21 protein-coding genes are annotated in these 24,392 nt (G+C 70.4%); 10 read left to right on the top strand and 11 right to left on the bottom strand.

Annotation, left to right across the window (positions count from 1 at the left end):
• Positions 1–49 precede the first annotated feature (49 nt).
• Both ACFY2Q_RS00405 and ACFY2Q_RS00400 read right to left on the bottom strand, forming a co-directional pair.
• Positions 50–3,064 carry a S8 family serine peptidase gene (locus ACFY2Q_RS00405; protein WP_387126081.1) on the bottom strand — a complete coding sequence of 1,005 codons (3,015 nt, stop codon included), beginning with the start codon at positions 3,062–3,064 and terminating at the stop codon, positions 50–52.
• A 261-nt stretch (positions 3,065–3,325) separates the two neighbouring features.
• Positions 3,326–3,805: a winged helix-turn-helix transcriptional regulator gene (locus ACFY2Q_RS00400; RefSeq protein WP_387126078.1), complete on the bottom strand. Its 480-nt coding sequence runs from the start codon at positions 3,803–3,805 to the stop codon at positions 3,326–3,328.
• Between the two features lie 105 nt (positions 3,806–3,910).
• Here ACFY2Q_RS00400 and ACFY2Q_RS00395 point away from each other — a divergent pair, with 105 nt between their 5' ends.
• From ACFY2Q_RS00395 to ACFY2Q_RS00370, 6 genes are all read left to right on the top strand, one after another.
• Positions 3,911–5,455, top strand: a complete 1,545-nt coding sequence (locus ACFY2Q_RS00395; RefSeq protein ID WP_387126077.1) for an MFS transporter — start codon at positions 3,911–3,913, stop codon at positions 5,453–5,455.
• Between the two features lie 366 nt (positions 5,456–5,821).
• Entirely contained in the window at positions 5,822–5,995 is a 174-nt protein-coding gene (locus ACFY2Q_RS00390) for a hypothetical protein (RefSeq protein WP_387126075.1), read from the top strand.
• Positions 5,992–7,059, top strand: a complete 1,068-nt coding sequence (locus ACFY2Q_RS00385; RefSeq protein WP_387126073.1) for a glycosyltransferase family 4 protein — start codon at positions 5,992–5,994, stop codon at positions 7,057–7,059. Before ACFY2Q_RS00390 ends, ACFY2Q_RS00385 begins: the two co-directional genes overlap by 4 nt.
• Before the next feature lie 119 nt (positions 7,060–7,178).
• Positions 7,179–8,315 carry a glycosyltransferase gene (locus tag ACFY2Q_RS00380; protein WP_387126071.1) on the top strand — a complete coding sequence of 379 codons (1,137 nt, stop codon included), beginning with the start codon at positions 7,179–7,181 and terminating at the stop codon, positions 8,313–8,315.
• A complete protein-coding gene (locus tag ACFY2Q_RS00375) occupies positions 8,312–9,364 on the top strand; it encodes a glycosyltransferase (RefSeq protein ID WP_387126069.1) in 1,053 nt (350 codons plus the stop codon). The genes ACFY2Q_RS00380 and ACFY2Q_RS00375 overlap by 4 nt, the downstream gene beginning before the upstream one ends.
• Entirely contained in the window at positions 9,361–10,848 is a 1,488-nt protein-coding gene (locus ACFY2Q_RS00370; RefSeq protein WP_387126067.1) for a glycoside hydrolase family 130 protein, read from the top strand. The genes ACFY2Q_RS00375 and ACFY2Q_RS00370 overlap by 4 nt, the downstream gene beginning before the upstream one ends.
• Positions 10,849–10,888: 40 nt before the next feature.
• Here the strand turns inward: ACFY2Q_RS00370 and ACFY2Q_RS00365 are convergent, their stop codons facing one another.
• On the bottom strand, positions 10,889–11,692 hold the full coding sequence (locus tag ACFY2Q_RS00365) for a SigB/SigF/SigG family RNA polymerase sigma factor (protein WP_387126065.1): 804 nt from the start codon (positions 11,690–11,692) through the stop codon (positions 10,889–10,891).
• A gap of 300 nt (positions 11,693–11,992) precedes the next feature.
• Between ACFY2Q_RS00365 and ACFY2Q_RS00360 the strand changes: the two genes are divergently transcribed.
• Entirely contained in the window at positions 11,993–13,207 is a 1,215-nt protein-coding gene (locus ACFY2Q_RS00360; protein ID WP_387126063.1) for a PP2C family protein-serine/threonine phosphatase, read from the top strand.
• A gap of 69 nt (positions 13,208–13,276) precedes the next feature.
• A complete protein-coding gene (locus tag ACFY2Q_RS00355; RefSeq protein WP_387126061.1) occupies positions 13,277–14,344 on the top strand; it encodes a DUF2855 family protein in 1,068 nt (355 codons plus the stop codon).
• 9 nt (positions 14,345–14,353) lie between these two features.
• On the opposite strand, the gene ACFY2Q_RS00350 is transcribed toward ACFY2Q_RS00355, so the two are convergent.
• The gene (locus tag ACFY2Q_RS00350) at positions 14,354–15,115 is read right to left on the bottom strand and encodes an SDR family NAD(P)-dependent oxidoreductase (RefSeq protein WP_387126059.1); all 762 of its coding nucleotides are present in this window, start codon (positions 15,113–15,115) and stop codon (positions 14,354–14,356) included.
• Positions 15,116–15,430: 315 nt separating this feature from the next.
• Between ACFY2Q_RS00350 and ACFY2Q_RS00345 the strand changes: the two genes are divergently transcribed.
• The gene (locus tag ACFY2Q_RS00345; protein WP_387126057.1) at positions 15,431–15,604 is read left to right on the top strand and encodes a hypothetical protein; all 174 of its coding nucleotides are present in this window, start codon (positions 15,431–15,433) and stop codon (positions 15,602–15,604) included.
• A gap of 124 nt (positions 15,605–15,728) precedes the next feature.
• Here ACFY2Q_RS00345 and ACFY2Q_RS00340 read toward each other — a convergent pair whose 3' ends face one another.
• The gene (locus ACFY2Q_RS00340) at positions 15,729–16,208 is read right to left on the bottom strand and encodes an ATP-binding protein (protein ID WP_387126055.1); all 480 of its coding nucleotides are present in this window, start codon (positions 16,206–16,208) and stop codon (positions 15,729–15,731) included.
• Positions 16,209–16,408: 200 nt separating this feature from the next.
• Here ACFY2Q_RS00340 and ACFY2Q_RS00335 point away from each other — a divergent pair, with 200 nt between their 5' ends.
• On the top strand, positions 16,409–16,774 hold the full coding sequence (locus ACFY2Q_RS00335; protein ID WP_387126053.1) for an STAS domain-containing protein: 366 nt from the start codon (positions 16,409–16,411) through the stop codon (positions 16,772–16,774).
• Here the strand turns inward: ACFY2Q_RS00335 and ACFY2Q_RS00330 are convergent, their stop codons facing one another.
• The 6 genes from ACFY2Q_RS00330 to ACFY2Q_RS00305 form a co-directional block, all read right to left on the bottom strand.
• A complete protein-coding gene (locus ACFY2Q_RS00330) occupies positions 16,775–18,007 on the bottom strand; it encodes a PP2C family protein-serine/threonine phosphatase (protein ID WP_387126051.1) in 1,233 nt (410 codons plus the stop codon).
• A 178-nt stretch (positions 18,008–18,185) separates the two neighbouring features.
• Positions 18,186–19,085, bottom strand: a complete 900-nt coding sequence (locus ACFY2Q_RS00325; protein WP_387126049.1) for an ROK family protein — start codon at positions 19,083–19,085, stop codon at positions 18,186–18,188.
• A gap of 98 nt (positions 19,086–19,183) precedes the next feature.
• Positions 19,184–20,641, bottom strand: coding sequence for an argininosuccinate lyase (locus tag ACFY2Q_RS00320; protein WP_387126047.1), 1,458 nt, complete (start codon positions 20,639–20,641; stop codon positions 19,184–19,186).
• Positions 20,642–20,744: 103 nt separating this feature from the next.
• Complete coding sequence (locus ACFY2Q_RS00315; RefSeq protein WP_387126045.1) at positions 20,745–21,563, bottom strand: creatininase family protein; 819 nt, start codon at positions 21,561–21,563, stop codon at positions 20,745–20,747.
• Positions 21,551–23,299, bottom strand: a complete 1,749-nt coding sequence (locus tag ACFY2Q_RS00310) for an ABC transporter permease (RefSeq protein ID WP_387126043.1) — start codon at positions 23,297–23,299, stop codon at positions 21,551–21,553. The genes ACFY2Q_RS00315 and ACFY2Q_RS00310 overlap by 13 nt, the downstream gene beginning before the upstream one ends.
• Complete coding sequence (locus tag ACFY2Q_RS00305) at positions 23,296–24,369, bottom strand: ABC transporter ATP-binding protein (RefSeq protein WP_387126041.1); 1,074 nt, start codon at positions 24,367–24,369, stop codon at positions 23,296–23,298. The genes ACFY2Q_RS00310 and ACFY2Q_RS00305 overlap by 4 nt, the downstream gene beginning before the upstream one ends.
• Between the last annotated feature and the right edge of the window lie 23 nt (positions 24,370–24,392).

Raw genomic sequence — 24,392 nt, 5'->3', positions numbered from 1 at the left:
ACCGGCGGTGACCTGGGTCACACACCGGTCCGCCGGCCCGTTGGCACAGTCAGGACTGGACGGTGACCGGCACGGTCTTGAGCGAGCCGTGACCGTTGCCGAACTCCAGCACCCCGACGTAACGCTTCCCCGGGGCGAGGCCGGACCACCGCAGGGTCAGGTTTGCCGTCGCGCCCGGCTGCACGCTGCGCTGCTTCGGGTCGATGGTGAACCGGCCGGTGGACGTGCCTGGCGCACCCGGCAGGTAACTCGTGATGGTGTACGCGTTGGCGCCCGTCGGCATGTTCTCGGTGAGCTCCTGCTCGACGATCACGATGTAGTCACCGGCACCCTCCGGAAGCGTCACCTTGGCGCCGTCCCGACCGCTGGCGGTGGCGGTGACGAACTTCCCGGCCTTGTCGTAGACGTTGAGGCTGAACTCGGTGCACTCCATCACCCCCTCCTCGTCATCCCAGTCGATGTGCGAGCAGGTGGGTCGCTCCGAGGTCACCTGGACGAGCGGGCTGCGGGTGCCGGCCGGTACGTGCAGCGTGGTCCTGCTGATCGACGCGGGCAGCGGCACCGGCAGGTTGTTCGACGAACTCCAGTCCCAGCTCGGCCCTTCGCCCTTCAGGGTCACCGCGGTGCTGGTCCCCGCGGTGAGGCCGGAGAGTTGCGAGATCAGCTTTCCCTTGTAGCCCGCCTCGGCGGCGATCCGGACGCTGCCGGAGGTGCCCTTGCCGGTGATGGCGTCGGGGGCGACAAGCCCGGAGTTGTGGACGACAAGCGGGCTGCGCACCTCGTGCTTGAACTGGTCGCGCCAGGTCAGCGAGCCGTCGGCCCAGGTGTCGAACGGGCCGTCGGTGTTGGTGACCTCCACGGTGAAGCTGGCGGTCCTGCCGGGCTTGATCTGCATCTTGGCCGGGGTGACCTTGACCTTGTAGCCCGGCGGGGCCTGCACCGACGACGTGTAGGTGCTTGTCTTGTCGCTGACGTTGGTGACGGTGCGGGTGACCTTCTGCTTGCCCACCATCCGACCCAGCGAGATCGACGGGTAGTTGAGCTGGGCCGTCTCGATCGCGCCGCTCGTCTCGCAGCCCGCGAGGTCGGCGAGCCCGTAGTCGCCGCCCCGGTCGGCGGACACCCCGCAGAGATACTTGATCCAGTCCTGCTGGTTGGAGTCGTAGACCAGGCCGGGGTCGAAGGCGCTGCCCGGCTCGACCTGGCCGGCGCCGTAGTTGAGCGGAGTGGCGTCGTACGTGCCGATCTTGATCGGGTTGCCCTTGTCGGTCCTGTCCACCGCGCTTGTCATCAGGGCCGAGCGGACTGCGGCCGGCGACCAGTCGGGGTGCTTGGCCAGCAGCAGGGCGGCGATGCCGGCGATGTGCGGCGCCGCCATCGAGGTGCCCGACTCCAGGGCGAACGTGTTCCCGCCGATGGACGGGGAGAACGCCGCGACGATGTCCTGACCGGGCGCGCTGATGTCCGGCTTGAGCAGCTCACCGGCGTTCAGGTTCGACGGGCCGGCCGAGGAGAACGCGGCGACCGAGGGCGCCTCGACGGTCTCCAGCTTGCTCGGCGAGATGGTGGCCTTGGCGTTGCCCTTGGCGACGTACGCGGTGACGGTGGCGAGGTCGACCTCGTTGATGTGCACCGTCGGCACCGTCTGCACGTCGGCGTTCAGGGAGTTGAGTTCGTCGTTGTAGAGCACCATGCCGACGCCGCCGGCCCGTGCCACCTCGATGCTCTTGTCGGTACGCGGGACCTCGCCGCGCAGGCAGAGCACGATCGCACCCTTGATCTTGGCCGGATCCAACGTGTCGTCGGCGCAGAAGCTGGCACCGTAGGCGCCGTTCGGGTCGAGGGCGCTGTCCTTGGCGAATACCAGTCGGGCCGGTCCGACGCCTGTCGCGCCCATGCCCGCGCCGGTGATCGTGGTGCCGTTGCCGAGCGTGAGGTTCCGGGTGTTCTCCCGGTCGGTGGTGCTCGCGGCCACTGTGGTCAGCCACGGCGTCGAGTTGTCGACGGTGTTGGCGAACGGGCCGGAGTTGCCGGCGGCGGCAGCGACGAACACCCCTGCCGCGGCGGCGTTGAAGAACGTCGCGTCGATCGCACCGAACCGCTCGGTGTCGTCACCGATCGAATAGTTGATCACGTCGACGCCGTCGGCGACCGCGTCGTCGATGGCGTGCACGATGTCGACGTCGGTGCCCGTCGCGCTGCCCGCGCCGTCGTCGTACAGCGCCTTGTAGATCGCCAGCCGCGCGGCCGGCGCCATGCCGGAGATCGTGCCCAGGTCCTGCGTGCCCGACGTCGCCCGGACGCCGTGGTTGCCGGCAGCGGTGCTGGCCGTGTGGGTGCCGTGGCCGTTGCGGTCGCGGGGCGAGGAGTAGTCGTCCGGGAACGCGTCGGCGATCCCGCTGTCGTTGTACCAGCGGGCTCCGATCACCTTGTTGTTGCAGGTGACCGGCGCCTCGACGCCAGCGTCACAGGTCCCCTTCCACTTGGCGTCGATGACGGCCTGGTCGGGGCGAGGGCTGGGCAGCGGCGCGAAGCTCGCGCTCTCCGGCCAGTAGCCGCTGTCGATGACCCCGACGATGACGCCCTCGCCCGCGTGGGAGTCACCGCCGAACTCGTTCTGCCACACCCCGCCCTTGCCGGTCAGGCCCAGGTAGTCGGGGGTGTGCGAGGTGGTCGCGTGCACCTTCTGGCTCTCGTACACCGCACGCACGCCGCGGGTGGCGCGCAGCCGGGCGGCCTGCGGCCCGGTCAGGTCGGCGGCGAAGCCGTTGAACGCGGTTTCCATGGTGACGCGGGTGCGGTCGGCCGGCACGCCGACGCGGTCCAGCACGGACCTGCGCTGCTGGCGCAGGTGATCCCGGTACGCGTTGGCGTTGCCCGACGTGCGGTTCAGCTTGGCCCCGCCGCTCGGCTTGGTCGCCGCGATTCCGGGGACACCGCCGGTGTACGTGGCCAGCGGCTCCTCGTCGAGCTGGACGAGGTAGCGGGCGGTCGGTTCGCTGCTGGCCGGCGCGGCGGCGGCGCTGGCTGGCAGGCTGGTCAGCCCGGCCGCGGTCAGCGCCACGGCGGCCAGCATGCTGACCCCGCGTCTGGCCCGTCCGGTCCGATGTGCGTTCGGTTGTGGCACGTCGTTGCCTCCACGTTCGGTGCCGGCCGCCACGACTGATGGCGGTGGCCGAAACCTAGGATCGGCACCGATCATGGAGAAGCACTCGTAACCTGGCTGTCACCTCGGAAACAAGCTCGTAACACAACGGGTACTTTGCGCGTCATTTGGGGCCGGAGATCGGCGGTCACCTGTCGCGTGTGAGCGTCCGAGCCCGGCTCAGTCGCGCCGGATCAGGCCCGGGCCGGCGGTGATGTCGATGTCGCCGCTGTCGACGTCGTGACCAGCCGCGCAGCGGAGTACCGCCCGCACGGGCTGGCCGCAGTCGTGGTGTCGGGCCACGATGGGAGGGCCGGCGTCGTCGGCCGCCCAGGTGTCGCCCCAGTTGCGCAGCGCGGTGATGACCGGCACCAGCTCACGCCCCTTGGGTGTGAGCTGGTATTCGTGGCGGGTGCGCTGCCCCGGCTCCCGGTAGGGGATCCGTTCGAGCAGGCCGGCGGCGACCATCTCCTTGAGTCGGGCGGCCATCGCGGGCTCGCCGATCCCGACTCGGCGGACAAAGTCGTCGAAACGGCGCGTGCCGAGCAGGGCATCGCGCATGATCAGGACCGTCGACCTGCTGCCCACGATGTCCATCGCCCGGGCCACCGAGCAGTTCGTGTTCGACCACGAGTCGCGGTCTTCCCGTAGGTCCTCCATGCCGTCGAGCGTACCTGACTTGCGTCGAGGCTAGTTAGGTGCAACACTCGGGAGCTGCTGACTTCAGCAGACGCAAGTCAGCCCCGACTCGCATCGAGGATCCCGATGACAACAAGCGCAACCGCGCCGTCCGCACCCGGACCGGCCATCGCCCGCTCATCGTTCCGCGGCTCCCCAGCCGTGACGCTGATCGCCATGTGTCTTGGCTCGATGATCACGTTTCTCCAGGTCACCGCGACCGTCTCCGCCCTGACCACCATCCAGCGTGACCTGCGCGTCGACGCCACCACAGTGATCTGGATCCCCAGCGCGTACACACTTGTCGTGGCGAGCGTGGTGCTGTCCGCCGCCACCCTGGGCAACAGGTACGGGCGTCGGCGCATCTTCAGTGCGGGCGTCCTCGCCATGATCGCTGGCAGCGCCGTGGTGGCGGCCGCCCCCACAGTGACCTGGGTGATCATCGGTCAGTTGATCGCGGGCCTTGGCGGCGCACTCATCCTGCCGAACAGCCTGGCGATCCTCGGTGCGGCCTTCACCGACCCACACCGCCGCACCGAGGTCATCACCGCCTGGTCGGCGGCCTCCGGCATCGGTCTCGCGGCCGGCCCGCTGATCGCCGGGGCGCTGTTGCAGCACCACTCGTGGCACAGCGTCTTCGTGTCCACGATCGTGCTGGGCCTGGTCACCCTCGTTGTCGCCGCGATCGGAGTGGCCGAGTCCCAGCCGAGCGCGAGCCGCCTCGACGTACCCGGCCTGCTGCTCGGCACCGTCGCCGTCGCCGCCGCCGTCTACGCCATGATCCGGGGCGGCCGGGACGGCTACACCAGCCCGGTGGTGACGTTGGCATGGGCTGCCTCGGCCGCCGCGCTGATCGCGTTCGTGCTTGTCGAGCTGCGCACCAGCGCACCCATGCTCGACGTGCGGCTGTTCCGCTCGAAGTCGTTCAGCGCTGTCATGGTCGTCGCCGCGGTGTCGCTGTTCGGCTTCACAGGCGTGGCGATCCTGCTCGTCCTGTTCCAGGAACGTGCGCAGGCCCTCAGCCCGCTGGACACCGGCTGGCGGATGCTCGTGCTCTTCGGTGTCTACGCGGTCGCGGCCTTCGGCGCGGGGCGGCTGATCCGCCGTACCGGGTTCAAGGCGCCCCTCACCGCCGGCCTCGTCCTCGGGGCACTGGCCAGCTTCGGCCTCGCCACCCAGGGCCCGACCACTCCGTTCGACCAGCGGTGGCCACTGCTCGCGCTGTTCGGCGCGGCCTGCGCCCTGGTGGTGGCTCCGGCGACCGCAGCGGCACTGGCGAGCGTCGCGCCCGCCCAGGCGGGCATGGCCTCCGGCGCCGTCAACGCGGCCCGCCAGGTCGGCTCGGTGCTCGGCTCGTCCCTGCTCGGCACGCTCCTCACCACAACGATGCTGTCCGACCTGCCCGAGCGGCTCGCCGCCCACCAGGTCGACGCGCCCACCCGGGTCGCTGTGCAGGCAGCCGCAGCCACCGGCGCCACCGGCGGCCAGCCACTGCCTGATCCGGTACGGGCGGCGCTCGCCGAGGCCCTGACCTCCGGAGTCCAGGCCGGCTTGTGGATCAACGGCGTCGTGTTCCTCGTCACCGCCGTTCTCGCGCTCACCCTGATCCGCAACCGGCCGCACCAGCACTAACCGCCGATGGTGTCGACGTCCTCGATCGCGTCGGCCGGCTGCCCGTCATCACGCAACGCACCACCCCGCGCCGCACTCTGCCGTCGGTGCCCGTGCAGCCGAACAGGTTGGAGGCGTACGCTGGGCGTGTCGCCCGGGGCCACCGGTGGCCGCCGGATGTCGTCGCCACCAGCCCGCCAGGGCGTTACCGACCGGTCAACCCACCGCTGGACGTGCTGGTCGTCGCCGACCAGGTCTCGCCAGTCGATTTAGCTGATACCGCCCATTCGGGCTTGCGTGATGACCGGACACGGCATCCCACACGCGCTTTCACACCGCCGTCCACGCGCAGAAGAATTCCGGACGGCTCAACCATGGGAGCACCAGATGAGGATCGCCAAGCACAGGATCGTCGACGCACTTCGCGACCGCGGCCAGCAGGCCAGGGCCGACTGGGTCGAGCGGGAGCTGCCCGAGCGGGTGGACCCGGCCAAGCACTCCGGCCTGCTCGCCACCCTGCATCTCGACCCGGCTGACCTCGTCGACGCGCCATCCCCGTGAGGGTTGCGCTGCTCGGACCGGTCGCCTGGCGTACGCCCCCGCACCACTACGGCCCCTGGGAGCAGGTGACCGGCCTGCTCGCCGAAGGGCTGGTCGCCCATGGCGTGGACGTGACCCTCTTCGCGACGCTGGACTCGGTCACCTCCGCCCGACTCGACGGTGTGTGTCCCCAGGGGTACGCCGACAACCCGGACATGGACGGCCGGGTGTGGGAGGCGATGCACGTCTCCCACGCGTTTGCCCGCTCGGCGCAGTTCGACCTGGTGCACAGCCACCTCGACTGGCTGCCGCTGGCCTTCGCGGAGCACTGCCGAGTACCACTGCTCACGACAGTGCACGGCTTCTCGGGAGCGGGGATCCTGCCGGCCTACGCCCGAGCCCGATCGTCCTACGTGTCGATCTCCGACGCCGACCGGTCGCCGGAACTCGACTACGTCGCCACGGTGCAGCACGGCGTCGACCTCACCGGTCTGCCGTTCACCCGTGATGCCGGCCCCGGCCTGGTCGTGTTCGGCCGGATCCACCCCGACAAGGGCACCCACACCGCTATCGAGATCGCGCGCCGCGCCGGCCGGCCCCTCACCATCTGCGGCATCGTGCAGGACGAGCGGTACTTCGCCGAGCAGGTGGCCCCGCACATCGACGGCGACCGGGTCGTCTACCTCGGATCGGTCGGTCCCCGACGACGCGCCGAGGTGCTGGGTGCCAGCACCGCCCTGCTGCACCCGATCGCCTTCGACGAACCGTTCGGACTGTCCGTGGTGGAGTCGATGGTCTGCGGCACACCTGTCGTCGCGTACGCGCGAGGGTCCATGCCGGAGGTCGTCGACGAAGGCGTGACGGGATACCTCGTCCACACCGTCGAGCAGGCCGTCGACGCGGTGACCCGGGTCGACGACCTCGACCGAGCCGCATGCCGGGCGCGGGCTCGACGACGCTTCAGCGCGGACCGGATGGTCACCGACTACCTCGCGGTCTACGAGCGTCTCGTCCGCGGCGGAACCGAACCCGCCGCGCTGCCGGTCGTTCCCGACCAGACGAACCTGGTGAGATCGCACCCGTAGCTGACCGTCCCCGAACACGTTCCGCCGGTCACACACGCTGACCGGCGTGCGCCGTTACCGCGTGAGGTGCGCCCTCCGGCACGGAGGTGGCCGCCGACAACCCGGAAGGCCAGACGTTCATGCCCAGCTACGGATTCCTCAGCACCCACCCGCCGACCCGGTGTGGACTGGCCACTTTCAACTCGGCCCTCGCCGCGCAGCTCACCGCCGACGGCACGCGCGGTGGCATCGTGCGGGTCACCGACCACGGGGACGACCCGCGGCCCGGCCCCGGCGTGGTGCACACCTGGTCGACGAGGACCCCGGCCGGTTGGCGGGACGCCGCGGCGGCTCTGAACTCCTTCGACGTGGCCATCGTCCAGCACGAGTACGGCATCTATCCCGGCACCGACGGCGAGGACGTCCTGCCGTTGTTGCGCCGGCTCACCGTGCCGAGCATCGTGGTCCTGCACACCGTGCTGCGTAAGCCTTCCGCCCGGCAGAAGTCCCTGCTGGAGCAGATCGTCGCCACCGCCGGTGCGGTCGTCACGATGACCGACACCGCCCGCGACCGCCTGCTCGTCGGCTACGCCGTGGCGGCGAGCAAGGTGACGGTCATCCCGCACGGCGCCGCCGAACTCACCGGCGTGCCCGTCGAGCGGCGTACCCGACCGCACCTGCTGACCTGGGGGCTGATCGGCCCTGGCAAGGGGATCGAGTGGTCGCTGCGCGCCCTCGCCCGGTTGCAGGACCTGGAACCGACGCCCACTTACACAGTGGCCGGCCGGACCCACCCCAAGGTGATCGAGCACCACGGCGAGACGTACCGGGCGGGCCTGCACCAGCTCGGCGCCCAGCTCGGCGTCGCGCACGCCGTGGACTACCAGGACCTCTACCACGACCAGGAGACCCTCGGCCGCCTGATCCGCTCCGCCGACGTGGTCGTGCTGCCGTACGACTCCCGCGAACAGGTCACCTCCGGCGTGCTCATCGAGGCGGTGGCCGCCGGGGTGCCCGTCGTGGCAACGGCGTTCCCACACGCTGTCGAGCTGCTCACCGGCGGACCCGGTCTGGTCGTACCCCACCAGAACCCGGCGGCGCTGGCCGTGGCGATCCGACGGGTCCTGACCGAGCCGGGCCTCGCCGCCCGGCTGGCCGGTCGGGTCCGGCCGTTGGCCGCGGATCTACGCTGGCCCGCGGTGGCGGCCCGGTACGGCACCCTCGCCGAGCGACTCACCGAGGTGCGCGCGCCCGCCGTCAGTGTGGTGTCGGCGTGACCGCGACCGCCGGCCGCACCCGGACAGCGGTCGGCCGGCAGTGGGCGCCGGCGCCCGCGCCGAGCTTCGCGCACCTGGCCCGGCTGAGCGACGACACAGGTCTGTTCGAGCACGCGAGGCACGCCATCGTCCGCCGGGAGCACGGCTACTGCACCGATGACGTGGCCCGTGGCCTGGTCGTCGTCTGCCGTGAGCCGGAGCCGACCGAGGAACTGCAACGGCTCGCGGAGCGCTACCTCGCCTTCCTGACCCACGCGCAGGACGCCAGCGGCGCCTTTCACAACCGACTCGGGTACGACAGGCGTTGGGCCGACGAGCCCGGGCTCGGCGACTGGTGGGGCCGGGCGCTGTGGGGGTTGGGCACGGCCGTTGCCCGCAGTCCCGCCGCCTGGATACGGGAGGAGGCGCTGGTCGCCTTCAGCCGGGGTGCTACCAGCCGTGCCGCGGCCCCGCACGCGATGGCCTTCGCCGGACTCGGCGCGGCCGAGGTGCTGCGTCGACATCCGGGCCACGTCACCGCCGCCGCGTTGTTGACGGCGGCCGCCACCGCCGTCGGAGCGCCGGATTCCGACTCGCGGTGGCCCTGGCCGCAGCAGCGGTTGACCTACGCCAACGCGGCCCTCGCCGAGGTAGTCATTGTCGCCAGTCAGTTGCGCCACGGTGGCCCGCCTCTCGACGATGGCCTGCGGATGTTGGCGTGGCTGCGTGACGTCCAACTCCGCGACGGACGGCTGTCCGTCGTGCCCGCCGCAGGGTGGCAGCGCGGGATCGTACGGCTGCACCACGACCAGCAACCGATCGAGGTCGCGGCCTTCGCCGACGCCTGCGCCACGGCCGCCATGGTCACCGGCGATCCGGTCTGGGACGACGGGGTGCGGCAGGCGATCGCGTGGTTCCTCGGTGACAACGACATCGGCACGCCCATGTGGGATCCGGAAACCGGCGGCGGCTACGACGGACTGACCGCGCACGGACCCAACCTCAACCAGGGCGCCGAGTCGACCCTCGCGCTCATCTCCACCCTGCAGCACGCCCGGCGTTGGTCGTGACCGGGATCCTGGCCGTCCGGCAGGACGTCACCCTCACCCCTGATCCACGCCGGGTCATCGTCAAGCTCTTCGTCCCGGGTGAGGACGCCGCGGTGGTGCGTACCCGCGCGGGCGCTCTCATCGAGCGGGTCGCGCACCTCGACGACGAGGAGGTCGACCGGCTGCTGCGGGACACCTTCGACAGGTTCGGTGCCCGCCACCGCGACCTGGCCGGGACGTTCCAGCATCACTACGACCTCGTGCGGCACCGCGCCGCCCGGGCCGAAGACCTCTCTCGCGCCAGCCGGCTCCTCGTCGGCGCCTACTTCAGCCACGAGTACGCGGTCGAGGCCGCAGCCCTGTGCAACCCGTCCATGGTGGCCCACCCCGACCAGACCCAGCTGGGCGTCGGGCAACTGCGTGTCGCGGTCAGCCTGCGCCAGATCGGGGAGGGTCACCTGTCGTCGATCGGGTTCGCCACCGCCGTTCTCGGGCCAGGGCTCCAGCTCGCTGTCACCGACCGGTCCGGCCTTCTGGCGGTCGGACAGCGGACGGGCGTCCAACACCGCCGGGACCTGCTGGCGGCCGGCCTGGCCGAGGAGGGCTTCGACAACGAGGTCACCGCAACGGTGTTGGACGCACTGCCCGACCGGTACGACGAAGCAACCTTCGAGCGGGTGCTCGGCGGTCTGCCGGCGGATCTGCTCTCGCGCAGCACCGGCTTGAGCACCCTGGAACACCTGCGACGCGCCAACGCGGGCAGCTACGCCACGGCCTTCCCCGCCGAGACGGCTCTGCACGAACGCGTGCTCTGGCCGGCCACTCCGACGGAGAGCAACGGCATGGAGGACGCTCGGTTCGTCAGGTTCACCGACGAGTCAGGGCCGGTCTACCGGGCCACCTACACCGCCTACGACGGCCGGAACGTCGCCACCCGCGCGCTTGTCAGCTCCGACCTGCGCCATTTCGAGATGACGCCGATGCGCGGGCCGGGGGCTCGTAACAAGGGGATCGCGCTCTTTCCCCGTACCGTCGGCGGCCGGCACCTGGCTCTCTGCCGCGCCGACGGCGAGACCATCGGTCTGACCGTCCTGGACACCGAGAGCCGCTGGCAACGTCCCATCCCGCTGCACGCCCCGCAGGACAGCTGGGAGTTGATTCAGGTCGGCAACTGCGGGTCTCCCATCGAGACCGAGGCGGGCTGGCTCGTGCTCACCCACGGCGTCGGCCCGATGCGTCGGTACGCGATCGGCGCGCTTCTGCTCGACCTGCGCCGACCGGAGCGGGTGGTCGCGCACCTTCCCGGCGTGCTCCTGTCACCCGAGCAGCCCGACCGGGACGGCTACGTGCCGAACGTCGTCTACTCCTGCGGCGGGCTCATCCATGACGGCGAGCTGTGGATGCCGTACGGGGCCAGCGACGCCCGGGTCGGCTTCGCGACCGTGTCGGTGGCGGGCCTGCTCGCCGCGATGGTGACCGGACCCGCCGACGCGCGGTCGGAGTGACCGGGCGTCGGCGAATTGGCGCGCGGTGATGGTGCGGTGATCAGATGAGGTCGCTCTCGGCGAGTTCGTGGCGCAGCTTGCCCAGCGCTCGGGTGATAAGCCGTGAGACGTGCATCTGGGAGACACCGATCCGCTCGGCGATCTGGACCTGGGTCAGGTTGCCGTGGAAACGCAGGCTCAGGATCGTGCGTTCACGTTCGGTGAGCGTGGAGAGCGCCGGGCCGAGGGCGACGCGGAGCTCGACCGCGTCGAACTCGTGGTCGATCATGCCGAAGGTGTCGCCGAGTTCCATGGTGCCGTCGGCACCAACGGGCGTGGAGAGGGAAGTTGCGTGGTACGCCCGCGCACCCTCCAGCCCTTCCAGAACGGTCTCCTCCGAGACGTCGAGGTATGTCGCGACGTCGGCCACCGTCGGCGAGCGACCGAGGGTGTGCGTGAGAGCGCTGTTCGCGGCGCTTATCGACAGCCGGAGTTCCTGGAGGCGGCGGGGGACCCGTACCGCCCAGGTGCGGTCCCGGAAGTATCGCTTGATCTCGCCGACGATTGTCGGGATGGCGTACCCGCTGAAGTCGACGCCCCGGGTGGGGTCGAAATGGTCGACGGCCTTGATGAGGCCGACCACGGCGATCTGGTTCAGGTCGTCGTCCGGGGCGCCGCGCCCCATGTAGCGGCGTGCCAGGTGGCGGGTGAGCGGCAACCACGCCTCGATGGTGCGGTCCCGCAAGGCCGGGCGGCGGGGGTCGTCGGCCGGTGTCGCGGCCAGCTCGGCGGTCAGCTTGGCCGCCGGGGCGGTGCTCCGCCGGCCGAAACTGGTGCTGGTCCTGGGCTCCAACGTAGTGACCATGGGCTGGTCCTTCCCGCGCGTGCCCGCCGATCGGGTCGACCGGAGGATCTCCGAAACCGGCTTTCGCCGGAGCGCACGTGCGGGCAGGGTGCGCTGTCGCAGGCCACAAACACGGGCCTCGCCGCCGCGTCATATCGTTCGGGTGATGCGGCGGACGATACCGGAAAGTCTGACAATTTACTAGCCAAAAGGGTGATGGCGGGTGTTGCGTCGAGGATTTATTGGCCTTCTGAACCACTTTCGGGGTTTGGAAGTTCGCCGCCGGGCTTCTACGGTGGTCCAGACACGGGGAGGTGGAGCGTGGTCGACGCTGGTGAGGCCGCGCGTTGGCTACAGCTCAACGCACCTCGTGGCGGGCCGGACGAGCTGTCTCTGCTCGTGACCCGGGCCGCGCCGGCGATCGGTGCGACCGAGATCGTGATCTACCTGGCCGACTACACCCAGTCCAGCCTCGTGCCGCTGTTGGGCGCGGGCCTGGCCCGGGACGAGCTGACGATCGAGACGACGCTTGCCGGCCGCGCGTTCACAAGCCTCGACGTGCAGCGTGCCGCCGAGAGCCCCGACCGACTCTGGGTGCCGCTGCTGCTCGGCTGCGAACGGCTGGGGGTGCTGGAGGTCGTGTCGCCCGACGCCGGTGACGCGGCGATGGACCGGCCCGCCTGGGAGCTGGCGGTGAACATCGCCCAGGTCCTCGTGAACCGCCGGCTCTACGGCGACGTCGTCGAGCGGATGCGGCGCCGCCTGCCGATGCAGGTCGCCGCCGAGATCGTGTGGGGGCTGCTGCCGCCGCTGACCTTCGCCACCGACGAGCTGGTGATCACCGCCATCCTCGAACCGTGCTACGACGTCGGCGGGGACATCTTCGACTACGCGCTGAACGGTGACGTGCTCAGCGTCGGCCTCTTCGACACCTGCGGGCACGGCATCAAGGCGAGCACCCTCGCGTCGCTTGTGGTCAGCGCGTACCGCAATGCCCGCCGGTCCGGCCTCGACCTGGCCGACACGGCGACAAGCATCGACAGGTGGGTGCGCTCCGAGCACCCCGGCTCCTTCGCTACCGCGCTGCTTGCCGAACTGGACCGCCGCACCGGCCAGCTCAGAATCATCAACGCGGGTCACCCGGGTGCCATGCTGCTGCGCGACGGCAAGGCCATCCGGGAGCTGCCGGGGCCGACCGCCCTGCCGCTCGGCCTGGGGTATCTGTCGCCCAGCGCTCCGCGGGTGCACCAGGAGGAGCTGCACCCGGGTGACCGGATCCTCGCCTACACCGACGGCATCACCGACGCGAAGAGCGCCGACGGGGAGCGGTTCGGCCTGGACCGGCTTGTCGACTTCGTCGGCCGTGCCCTCAACGACGGGCTGCCCAGCCCCGAGACGATGCGCCGCCTGGTGCGCGCCGTCCTCGCGTACCAGGACGATCACCTCGATGACGACGCCACGGCCCTGTTCCTGGAGTGGCGGCCACCGCACCTGCCGCTCGCGCACCTCAGCCGCCTCGGTGTGCCGCAGGGCTGACCGCACCGAGTGGGATTTTGCACTCCCAGTGCACTTGTCTCCGATTCCGTGGCTGTCTAGCGTCACACCATGGCTGACTCGTGGACATTCGCCGTGGCTCGGAACGACATTGGACGGACCACGCTCGTCGACAGCGCGGCACCCGCACTCGCCGACGGCGAGGCGCTGCTGCGCGTCGACCGCGTCGGTCTCACCGCCAACAACGTGACGTACGCGGTGCTCGGCGACGCGATGCGCTACTGGCAGTTCTTTCCGCCCGAGCCGCGCGGGCTCGACAGCCAGTGGGGGCTCCCGCCGCTGTGGGGCTTCGCCGAGGTGGTGACCTCCACAGTGGAGGGCGTCGAGGCCGGTCAGCGCGTCTACGGTTACCTGCCTCCGGCGGGTCACCTGGTGGTACGCCCCGACCGGGTGGACGCGTCCGGGTTCCGCGACACGAGCGCGCACCGGGCCGGGCTGCCCTCGCCGTACAACGCGTACCGATCGACAACCGGTGACCCCGCGTACCGAGCGGAGCAGGAGGATCTGCTGATCCTGTTCCGGCCGCTGTTCTTCACCTCCTTCATGCTTGCCGACCAGGTTGTCGACAACGACTTCTACGGTGCGCGGTCGCTCGTGCTGTCGTCGGCGTCGAGCAAGACGGCGTACGCCGCCGCCTTCGAACTGCACGGCCGGGGCCCACGCCTGGTCGGGCTCACCTCACCCGGCAACCTCGCCTTCACGCGGTCGCTCGGCTGCTACGACGAGGTCGTCTCCTACGACGACATCGCCACCCTCGACACCGTCGAGACCGTCTACCTGGACCTGTCCGGTGCGCCGGCCACCCGGGCCGCCCTACGCGGCCACCTCGGCGACCGGCTCGTGCGGGACATCGCTGTCGGGCTCACCAACCAGACGCCAAACGCCGACGCCGCCGAGGAGGTCTTCTTCGCGCCGGTGCAGATGCGCAAACGCAGCCAGGACTGGGGTCGGGACGGGCTCGACGAACGGTTCGCCGTCGCCTGGCAGCGCTTCGCCCCTGTGGTGCGCGGGTGGCTCGACGTGCGGGTCGGCGACGGCCCCGAGGCGTTGCGGCACGCGTGGCTCGACGTCCTCGCGGGTCGTACGCCGCCACGGACGGGCCATGTCATCCAGTTCTGAGCCGGCCCGTCACGGGAGGATCGCGTCGACGTACCCTCCGTCGACCCGGACCGCCGCGCCTGTCGTCGCGGAGGCGAGCGGGGACGCGAGGTAGGTGACCATGTTGGCGATCTCCTCGGGTTCGATGAGTCGCTGAAGCAGCGACTGCGGCCGGTGCTGGCGCATGAACTCCCGCTGCCTCTCCTCCCACGGCAGGCTGTCGCCCATGAGTTCGGCGACGAAATCCTCGACACCCCCGGTGTGGGTAGGCCCGGCGAGCACCGAGTTGACAGTCACGCCCGTGCCGGCGGCGGCCTTCGCGAACCCGCGCGAGACGCCGAGCAGAGCCGTCTTGGAGACGCCGTAGTGGATCATCTCGACGGGGATGGCCACAGCCGAGTCGCTTGCGACGTACTGCACCCGACCCCAGCCGCGTTCCATCATCCCGGGCAGGTAGGAGCGGGTCAGCCGGACGCCGGCCAGCACGTTCACCTCGAAGTAGCGACGCCACTCGTCGTCCGGGATCTCCAACGCCGGGCTGGGGCCGAAGACGCCGAGACTGTTGACCAGGATGTCGACGCTTGGCAGAAGGTCGAGCGTGCGGGCCGCGCCCTCGTCGGTCGACACGTCGGCGTCGACCTCGACCACGTCGGCGCCGGGGACCTCATCCCGCAACGCCGTCGCCGCACGCGCGACCCCGGCGGCGCTACGACCGTTCACGGCCACCCGGGCGCCGGCACGGGCGAGCCCGACGGTGATGGCGGCGCCGATCCCCTGGGTCGAGCCGGTCACCAGTGCGGTCCTGCCGGAAAGATCTATCTGCACCGTCATCGCTGCCCCGTTCGTTCGTATCACCCTGGCCACCCCAGCTCGGAGGGCCGTTCTCGACCGTAATGGTGCCGGTCGTACCCGGCAGCCTGAGCCGGGCAAACACCGGCGGTTCGGCGTGGGCCGTCACCTCGCGGCCACAGGAGTGACGCCGAGCGCTAGGCTGTGGACGCGGGCATCGATGGCCCACCGCCGGCCCGGCCCCGCTGAGTCCCCACGGTTCCCCAGTTGCCGATGACTGTGTCGAGCGCTGCCGTGCATTTTCCCTTGGAGCACCTCATGTCCGATTTGACGTCCGCCCTGAACCCCTTCAGCGCCGAGGGGGATGGGGTCACCGACGACGAGCGCACTCCGACCGCCGACGTCAGTGCCGATTCCATGACCCGCCTGCGGACCCCGTTCGCGGCGGAGACCCCGGACCGCGAGCCGGCCGACCAGCCCGCCCACCGCTAGACCTCCACGGCGCGAGCAGGGCACATACCGTTCCTCCTTCACCTGCGACCTGACCCGGCTCAGGGGCGCGGTCGTGCACGACGTTCAGCGGCGGCACGCCCGGCAGCGCGTGACGTCGAGCTGATCAATTCTCCGCCCGCGACCTGTCGAGTGACGCCTCGCGGGCAGACGGTCGCCTGCGGGGCGTCGCCTTCTCCGGGCGTACGTCGCCGAGGTGTTTGGTGATGCGGAGCAACACCTGGTCCGGTGGCCCGGCGACGAATGTGGCCGAGTCGGCGAGTGCCGCGATCAAGGGCAGTCCACGGCCGCCGACGGTGAGCGGGGCGGGTAGTTCGGCGGCCAGGCCGGCGCCGTCGGGGGTGCGGCCTCGGTTGCCGACCTCGAGCAGGCACACGTCGTCGTCGATGACGATTGTGATGTCGACAGTGCTGCCGGGATCGGCGTGCCGCACCGCGTTGGCGCAGGCCTCGCTGATCAGCACGGCGAGATGGCCGCAGGGGTCCTCGGCGGCGTCGGTGAGGCCCAGCAGGGTGGTGAGCACATGGCGGGCGCGGGTCACCGAGGACGGCTGGCGAGGTAGCGACAGGGTCATGCTCACCCGCATCGCGCAGCTCCTCCCCAGCTCGGACGTCGACAGCCGGACTACTTTGTCATACCCGGGGTCGGGCGCTGCGGTCGTGATCAGCACTACCCGCAGCGGCTGAGGTGAAACGACCCCGTGCCGGCTCGACGTGCGTCGGCCGAGGATGGTTCAGCGTTCGGCCGAATAGGGTAAACGGCACCACCGGCGTGGGGGAGGTCGTTGTGGATCTGCTGTTGTCGGCCCGACCGGGCCGGGGTTGCACGGTGCTCGAAGTACACGGTGAGTTGGATATGGCGACGTCCCCCCAGTTGCGCGACGGCCTGCAACAGTTGATCGACGCCGGTGATCACCGAGTGGTGGTGGACCTGGCAGGTGTGGGATTCATGGACTCCAGTGCGCTCGGCGCGCTGGTGATGATGTTCAAGAGGTTGCGGGACGTCGGCGGTCAGTTGTCCCTCGCCGCGGTGCAGCCCGCCGTGCGCAGCGTCCTGGCTGTCACGTACCTGGACCGGGCCATCGACATCTACGACAGTGTGCAGGCGGCTGCAGCCGAGGCGGCGTCCTCCAACGACGTGACGGGCCGCTAGTCAGTCGGGCAGCGGGGTGCTGGCGCGCCCCTGGTCTGCGCCGGCGCTGGTCCGCCGTTCCTCGTCGTGCCCCCCGTGCCAGTCGATGATGAGCAGAGTGGCGTCGTCGGCCAAGGCCGGCCCGCTCACCTCAAGCACGGCGTCGGCAAGTGCGCGGACGGCCTCGCGTGGGTGCAGGCCGACGATCGACCGCAGGATGGCCGGGAGGTCGAGGATCGCGGCGTTGCGCTCCCGCACGCCATCGGTGACCACCACCAGACGGTCGCCCGGCCGCAAGGTGATCTCGCCCGCCTCGTAATCGCTAGCCGGGAACATCCCGAGCGGGAAGTTGCCCGGCAGCGAAAGCGTCTGCGTCACCCCGTCGCGGACCAGCATCGGCGGGACGTGACCGGCGTTGAGCAGCGCGCACACCCCGGTACGCAGGTCGAGATGGCCGAGCACCGCGGTGACGAAACTGCCCGGGACCGGCGGGTGTTCGGCCACTGCGGCATTCGCGGCCCGGGCCTGCTCCACAAGCCCGACCGCGCGGCGGCGAGCGTTGCGCAGGCTGCCCACACCGAGGGTCGCGGTCAGGGCGCTGGCCACCCCGTGGCCCATCGCGTCGGTGACGCTGAAGTGCAGCACGTCACGGGCGAGGCTGTAGTCGAAGGTGTCGCCGCCGATGCTGGCGGCGGGTTCGAGCCAGCCGGACAGGGTGAACGCACTGCCCTCACACGTGAACGCGGCGGGCAGCAGGCGGCGCTGAATCTCCGCGGACAGGGTGAACGGGGTCGTGCGTTGCCCCCACTCGTACAGGTCGGTGTGCCGGCGGTTGGCGATCACCACGAACGCCAACAGGTGCGCCGTGCGGCTGATCTCATCCAGATCCCGTTGGCCCGGCTCGTTCGGCAGGACCATTTCGAGCAGACCGATCACCTCACCGCGTTCGGTCACCGGCGCCATCACCAGCCACCCGTCGGCCCGCGTGACAACCTGCACCGTCTGGGTGCGTAGGGCCTGCTCGGAGGGGCCGCCGTCGAACGGCATCACGGTGGCGAACTCGGTGCCGTCCCGGCGCTCCGCGCCGGAGGCGTCAAGCGGCGAGTGGGCCAGTCGGACAAGCGCCCGGCCGCTGAGATCCGCGATCAGGAACGCGACGCTGCGTGCTCCCAGCCCCGTACCGATCTCCCGGGTGACCGCCTCGACTGCCTCGACCGGTGAGGCGTTCTCCGCCGCCTCCAACACGTGGCTCATGACCTGCTCCCCGCTGCGCTCCACAATCGGAGCGTACGAGATCCGGGGGTCTGCGCCGAGTACGAGATGGCCACGGGCATCGGCCGCGCGACCGCCTCGACGACCTGTCGGTCGAGGGCGGGTGTCCGACGACCGACGGACACCGCCCTCGCCATCGACCGAAACTACGACGCGGAACTCAGACCGTCGCGGGCATGACCGACATGGCCATAGCTAGCGAACCGAGCAGCGCGGCGTCCTGCGCGAAGGCCGACAGGACGATGTCCGGCCGGTACGGCAGCGCGTGGGCGAGCCGCTCGATGAGCAACTGCCGCACCACCTCGTTGCCCGCGACACTGCCGACCAGCACGATCCGCTGCGGGTCGAGCAGGAGGCAGCAGGTGACGAGCTGGCGGGCCAACTCGTCGACGCGCCGCCGCAACTCGTCGCGGGCCTGGCCGGGCTGCGCCGCCGCGTTGCAGAGCGCGGCAGCCTGGCCGGTCAGCCCCAGCCGCCGCGCCAGCTCGTCCAGTGCGCGACCGGAGAAGGTCGCCTCCAGCATCGGCTCCAGGCCCGAGGGCCAGCTGTGGTCGGTCAGGCCGTAGGCGATCTCGCCGGCCGCGCCGTGGTAACCGGGCATCACCTCGCCGCCGATCGTCACCGCCGCGGCCACCCCGGTCCCGAGCCCGAGCACCAGGCCCGGATCGATGCCGCGCAGCGCCCCGAAGCGCAGTTCGGCGTACGCGGCCGCGTTGAGGTCGTTCGACACCCGCACGGAGGTCAGCCCGAGGTGGGCGCGGACGGCGTCGGCCAACCGCAGCTGCTCCCAGCCGGGCACGTTCGGCGCCAGCTCGATGTTGTCGTCGTGGACGACCCCGGGCGAGGCGATGCCGGCCGCCACGAGCGTGCCGCCGGTCCGGTCCGCGAGCTCCCGGGCCCGGTCGAGCGCCCGGATGAGGGCCTGCTGCGCACCCTGCTCGGCGTTTGTGGGCAGTCGCTCGGAGACAAGCAGCCGACCGTCGACATCGCCCACACCGATGGCCATCTTCGTGCCGCCGAAGTCGATGCCGAGCAGCCGCGGGTTTGCCGAATGTTCCATGGTGATGTCAGATCGCCCTTCGGGCTGTCGGTCCACGTCGTGCCGCGATCGCGGCGACACAACATCATCGTTCACGCGATGCCGTGTCTGTTGTCCCGTCACCGGCCGACCCTCGCCGCGACCGCCTCGGAAAGCGCCTCGTCGGCACGGACCAACCGGTCCCGGAACACATCCACCCGCGTCGCCACGTCGGCCATGGCGGTCCGCAACTGCGCGACCTGATCCCGTACGGCTGCTTCTCCGGGGCCGTCGGCCTGGGCGCGGCGGAGCACGAGCTCCGGGCGGACCGCGGCGGTCAGCAGGTCCCGGATCGCGGCCTCGTCGAGTTCGGCCAGGCCGAGGTCGGCGGCGGTCGAGCGGACGTCCTGTTCGGTCCAGGTGGCGGGCGGGCCGTTCCGCACCAGGCGGCCGAGCAGCGAGTGGGCGCCCCGGAACGGTACGCCGTGGCGGGCAAGCGTGTCGGCGGCGGCCGTCGTGGTGGCACCTGAGGCGACGATCTCCTCACCGGCCGGCGGACGCAGCGGGTCCAGCTCCGCGATCAGCCCGCCGAGCAGGGAGAAGAACCGGTACGCCCGGTCGTCGCCGTCCCAGAGCCGGGCCTGCACGTCGGTGGTGGCGTTGTTGGAGTCCTCCCACCAGGCGGCGCCGACGTTGTTGAGCACGCTCACGGCGTCGGCGGCTGCCGCACCGGCCATCGAGACGAGGTGTTCGAGCACGACCGGGTTGCGCTTCTGCGGCATGATGCTGCTGCCCTGGGTGAACGAGCCGGGGGTGACGACCCAGCCCCAGCTCAGCCAGTCCATCAGGGTGCGGGACAGCCGGGCGCCCGTGGCGAGCGCCTGCGCGTTGAGGGTGGCGACCCGGATGAGGTGGTCGGCGCCGGCCACCGCCTCGTACGAGTTGACGATGAGCCGTTCGAAGCCGAGCAGGTCCGCCAGTCGGCGGGGCGAGATGTCCAGGTCGGTGCCGGCGAAGGCGCAGGAGCCCAGGGGGGAGCGGTTCATCTCGTTCAGCAGGTCGGCGTAGGCGGCCGCCTCGCCGACAAGCGCCTCGGCGTAGCCGGCGAAGACATGCCCGATGGTCGTCGGCTGGGCCGGGCGCCGGTGGGTGTAGCCGGTGATCACCACGTCGGCGTGCCTGTCGGCGCGGTCCAGGATGGTCCGGCCGGCGGCCAGCACCGCGTCGAGCACCTGGAGGAGCTGGTCACGCAGCACCATCCGGAAGACCCCGGAGTCGAGATCGTTACGGCTGCGGGCGAGCTGCACGCTGAGCTGGGACACGTCGACCCCACAGGCGGCGGCGAGGCGCTTCTCCAGCGTGTAGTAGACGTCCTCGACGCTGCCGTCGTAGTCGAACTCCTCGGGCCGGTCCTCGGTGAGCACGAGCAACCCGCGCAGCATCATCGCGGCGGACTCGTCGGGGATCAGCCGCTGCTCGGCGAGCATGACGACGTGGGCCTGGCTCGCCTTGACCATCGCGGGGTACAGGTGGGCGGCGTGGTGATCGAACACGACGCGGAGGTGATGTTGCTGGTAGATGGTCAGTGAGGGGGTCATCGTGGTCTCCCAAAGCGGTGCGTTGTCGTACGGGTGGCGAGCGGGGTCATCCGATGGCCTGGTCCGACCGACCGGTCCCGCCAGGCCGGTCGGACCAGGCGGTCTAATCGGACGAGGCGGGCCGGTCCGCCCCGGGTGGGCCGGGTAGCGGCGCGGCCAGCCACGCCTCGATCACCTCGCGGAGCCGCGCGCCTGCCAACTGGCGGATCTGGCGCCCGGCCGCCTCGTTGGCAAGTGAGACATGACCCGACCAGCCCTGCCACGGATCGGGCCGCGACTCCACGAGCACGTACGGGTAGGGGGTGGGCAGCTTCGGCTTCGGCGGCAGGTCCGGCGTGGCGGCCAGGTGCACCGTCGCGGGGTCGAAGCCGAGCACGGCGGAGGTCTCGTACGCTCCGCCGTGCCCCCGGGCCGGCAGGGCGCCGAAGATCTCGCCCGTCTCGTCCGGGCTGACCAGCTGGAACCAGTTGGCGAGCAGCAGGCTCGCCAGGTGCCGGCCGGAGACCCACTCCATCGCGGCGCGCACCGTGGAGAGGTTGGCGTCGTGACCGTTGACCACGAGGAGTCGGGGGAAACCCGCCTCGACGATGCCGGCGAGCACGTCGCTGAGATACCCGACGGCGATCTCGGGCCGCAGCGCCACAGTGCCCGGCCAGGGCCGGGTCTGGCCGGGGCAGGCGGCGTACGGCGCGGCCGGGAAGAGCACGGCCCGGGCTGACCCGGCGGCCAACTCCCCGGCGAACCCCTCGGCCAGGAGCAGGTCGGTGCCGAGCGGCAGGTGCGGGCCGTGCCACTCGACGGCGCCGACCGGCAGCACCGCGAGATCCGCCGCCTCGGCCACGGCCGCGAATGCGTGGCCGGGAACCCGAGTGACCGGGAGCAGCCCGCCTTCGGAACGCCACCGTTCGATCAGTTCGTCCACTGGACGGCCTTCCTGCTCGCGGTGCGGCTGCTGTCCAGCCGACCGGAGAACCACATCACCACGAAGATGAGCAGCACCTGGAGCATTCCGTACGCCGCAGCAGTGCCGAGTTCGAACGAGTACATCCGGTTGTTGATCGCCACCGAGATCGGCACCGTCGACGAGGTGTAGATCAGCACCGAGGCGACGAACTCGCCGACACCGTTCACGAACGCCAGCAGTGCGCCGGCGAGCACGCCGGGCAGCATCAGCCGCACCGTGATCGTGTAGAAGGCCCGCACCCAGGAGGCGCCGAGATTACGGGCGGCCTCCTCCAACGACGGGTCGATAAGCGCGAGCGCCGCCGAGCTGGACCGGAACACGATAGGCAGGAATCGCACGAAGTAGGCAAGCGGCAGGATCCAGAAGGTTCCGACAAGGACCTGCCCGAGGCTGAACGCGTTGCCGGTGCTGAACGCCGAGATCAGGTTGATCGCGACGACCGTGCCGGGCAGCGCCCACGCGATCATCACCGCCACGTCGAGCAGACCGCGCCCGACGAATCGCAGCCGTCGCACCGCGTACGCGATGAGCACGCCGATCGCCACACAGCCGACGACGGCGATCAGGCTCATCTGCACCGAGTTGAGGATCGGCCGGAACGCCTTGGGGTCGGAGAAGATCGTGACGAAGTTGTCGAGCGTGTACGTCGTCGGCAGCACCTGCGTGGTCCAGGTGCGGTTCTCGGAGAAGGCGACGAGCCCGATCGTGGCGACCGGCGCGAGCAGGATCATCGTGGCCAGCACCGAGGCGATAGGCGCCAGCCAGCGACCGATCGGGTTGTTGATCTCCCGCCGGTTCGCCGAGATGCCCTTCGACTGAGACTGGTAGCTGCGCCGGCCCTCGTACCACCGCATCGCCAGCAGAAAGATGATGGAGACGATGCCGAGCACGGAGGCGTACGCCGAGGCCATCGGCAGGTCGCCGTTGGTCCGGTTGATGTAGATCTGCATCGTCATGGTCTGGCTGACGTTGAACAGCAGTGGCGCGGTATACGACGCCAGCGAAGTCATGAAGACCAGCAGCGACGCCGAGACCAGCGCCGGGGTGAGCATCGGCAGCATGACGGTCCGCCAGACCCGCACCCGGCTGGCGCCGAGGTTGTACGCCGCCTCCTCGACCGAGGGGTCCATTCCGGCAAGCGCCGCGGCGGCTGCCAGATAGAAGAACGGGTACATGGTGAACGTGTGCACCACGAGCACGCCGGCGATGCCGTCGAAGGCGAGGACCGGCTGCTCGGTGTTGAAGAGCGCCTGCAAACCACGCGGCAGGATGCCGATGTTGCTGTAGAGCAGTTGGAACGACACGGCGCCGATCAGCGGCGGCAGCGCCGCCGGCACCAGGATGAACGCCTCCATGAGCCCGCGGCCACGGAAGGTGAACCGCTTGAGCAGGAAGGCCATCGAGACACCGACGACGCCGCAGAGCAGAACGCTCACCGCCGAGATGAACAGCGAGGTGAGCAGCGACTCCCGAGCCACGCCCGAGGACGTGAAGAACTGGAGGTAGTTCGTCGTACCGTCGGCGCTGACGCTCTCGGCGAAGGTGGCGAACATCGGTTGTACGACGTAGCCCCAGAGCACCAGGACGAGGGGGAACACGAGCAGGTAGGGGAACCACCGTGAATTGGCGCCGCCGGACAGGCGCTGGCTGAGCCGCGCCCGCCAGCCGGCTGTGGGTTGGGAACGAACGGTCACGGCTGGACCACCCAGAGCCGTTCAGGTACGAGATACAGGCTCACGACGTCGTCGATCTTGATGCCGACCGGTGGGTCGATCACAGCCGCCATCACCTCGATGCCGTCGGCGTCGATGCTGATGTGAGTGGCCATACCTGTGAACTCGACGTGGCTGACCCGGCCGCGCAGCGCCGCCTCCTCGTCCGGGCCCGCGAGCGTGATGTGCTCCGGCCGGGCCGACACCAGCGCGGTGTCCCCCTCGGTGAGGCCGTGTCCCGCGGCGGCACCGACGTCGACAGTCGCGCCGCCGGGAAGGCGTACCGTCACCCGGGTTTCTCCCGCCCCGACCACGGGCAGGCTCAGGACGTTGCTGCGCCCGATGAAGCGGGCCACGAACGCGTTGGCGGGCCGGTAGTAGATCTCGTGCGGAGCGCCGACCTGCTGGACGCGGCCGGACTGCATGACGGCGATCCGGTCCGACATCGACATCGCCTCGGCCTGGTCGTGCGTCACATAGAGGCTGGTGAGGCCGCTGTCGCGCTGGATCCGCCGGATCTCGGTGCGTGTCTCCTCGCGGAGCTTGGCGTCGAGATTGGACAGCGGCTCGTCGAGCAGCAGGGTGCGCGGGCGGATGACAAGCGCCCGGGCCAACGCGACACGCTGCTGTTGACCACCGGAGAGCGCGTCGATGCGCCGGTGGCCGTACCCGTCGAGGTGCACCTGGGCGAGAGCCTCCTCGACCCTGCGGGCCCGCTCCGCGCGGGAGACCCGGCGGACCTTCAGCCCGTACGCGACGTTCTGCGCCACAGTCATGTGGGGGAAGAGCGCGTAGTTCTGGAACACCATGCCGGTGTCCCGTTTGTTCGGCGACCAGCGCGTCACGTCGTCGTCGCCGAAGTGGATGTGCCCGGAGGTCGGAAAATAGAACCCCGCCACCATTCGCAGGGTCGTGGTCTTGCCGCATCCGCTCGGTCCGAGGAGGGTGAAGAACTCACCGGCGCCGATGGTGATGCTGACGTTGTCGACCGCCGCTGCGTCGCTCGACTTGTCGAAGCGCTTGCTGACGGTCGCCAGCCGGACATCGATCATTGTTCTGGGTCCTTCCAGGACGG

This window comes from Micromonospora sp. NPDC000316, from assembly GCF_042898885.1.
In the GTDB taxonomy this organism is placed as follows: domain Bacteria; phylum Actinomycetota; class Actinomycetes; order Mycobacteriales; family Micromonosporaceae; genus Micromonospora.
Note: the sequence above shows the minus strand (reverse complement) of the source record. Positions and strands in the feature narration are given on the sequence as shown.

Bases quoted from the DNA above. Each gene is read 5' to 3' on its own strand.
- ACFY2Q_RS00400 (WP_387126078.1), bottom strand. From the start codon at position 3,805: ATGGAGGACCTACGGGAAGACCGCGACTCGTGGTCGAACACGAACTGC.
- ACFY2Q_RS00395 (WP_387126077.1), top strand. From the start codon at position 3,911: ATGACAACAAGCGCAACCGCGCCGTCCGCACCCGGACCGGCCATCGCC.
- ACFY2Q_RS00390 (WP_387126075.1), top strand. From the start codon at position 5,822: ATGAGGATCGCCAAGCACAGGATCGTCGACGCACTTCGCGACCGCGGC.
- ACFY2Q_RS00380 (WP_387126071.1), top strand. From the start codon at position 7,179: ATGCCCAGCTACGGATTCCTCAGCACCCACCCGCCGACCCGGTGTGGA.
- ACFY2Q_RS00365 (WP_387126065.1), bottom strand. From the start codon at position 11,692: ATGGTCACTACGTTGGAGCCCAGGACCAGCACCAGTTTCGGCCGGCGG.
- ACFY2Q_RS00355 (WP_387126061.1), top strand. From the start codon at position 13,277: ATGGCTGACTCGTGGACATTCGCCGTGGCTCGGAACGACATTGGACGG.
- ACFY2Q_RS00345 (WP_387126057.1), top strand. From the start codon at position 15,431: ATGTCCGATTTGACGTCCGCCCTGAACCCCTTCAGCGCCGAGGGGGAT.
- ACFY2Q_RS00340 (WP_387126055.1), bottom strand. From the start codon at position 16,208: ATGCGGGTGAGCATGACCCTGTCGCTACCTCGCCAGCCGTCCTCGGTG.
- ACFY2Q_RS00330 (WP_387126051.1), bottom strand. From the start codon at position 18,007: ATGAGCCACGTGTTGGAGGCGGCGGAGAACGCCTCACCGGTCGAGGCA.
- ACFY2Q_RS00325 (WP_387126049.1), bottom strand. From the start codon at position 19,085: ATGGAACATTCGGCAAACCCGCGGCTGCTCGGCATCGACTTCGGCGGC.
- ACFY2Q_RS00320 (WP_387126047.1), bottom strand. From the start codon at position 20,641: ATGACCCCCTCACTGACCATCTACCAGCAACATCACCTCCGCGTCGTG.
- ACFY2Q_RS00305 (WP_387126041.1), bottom strand. From the start codon at position 24,369: ATGATCGATGTCCGGCTGGCGACCGTCAGCAAGCGCTTCGACAAGTCG.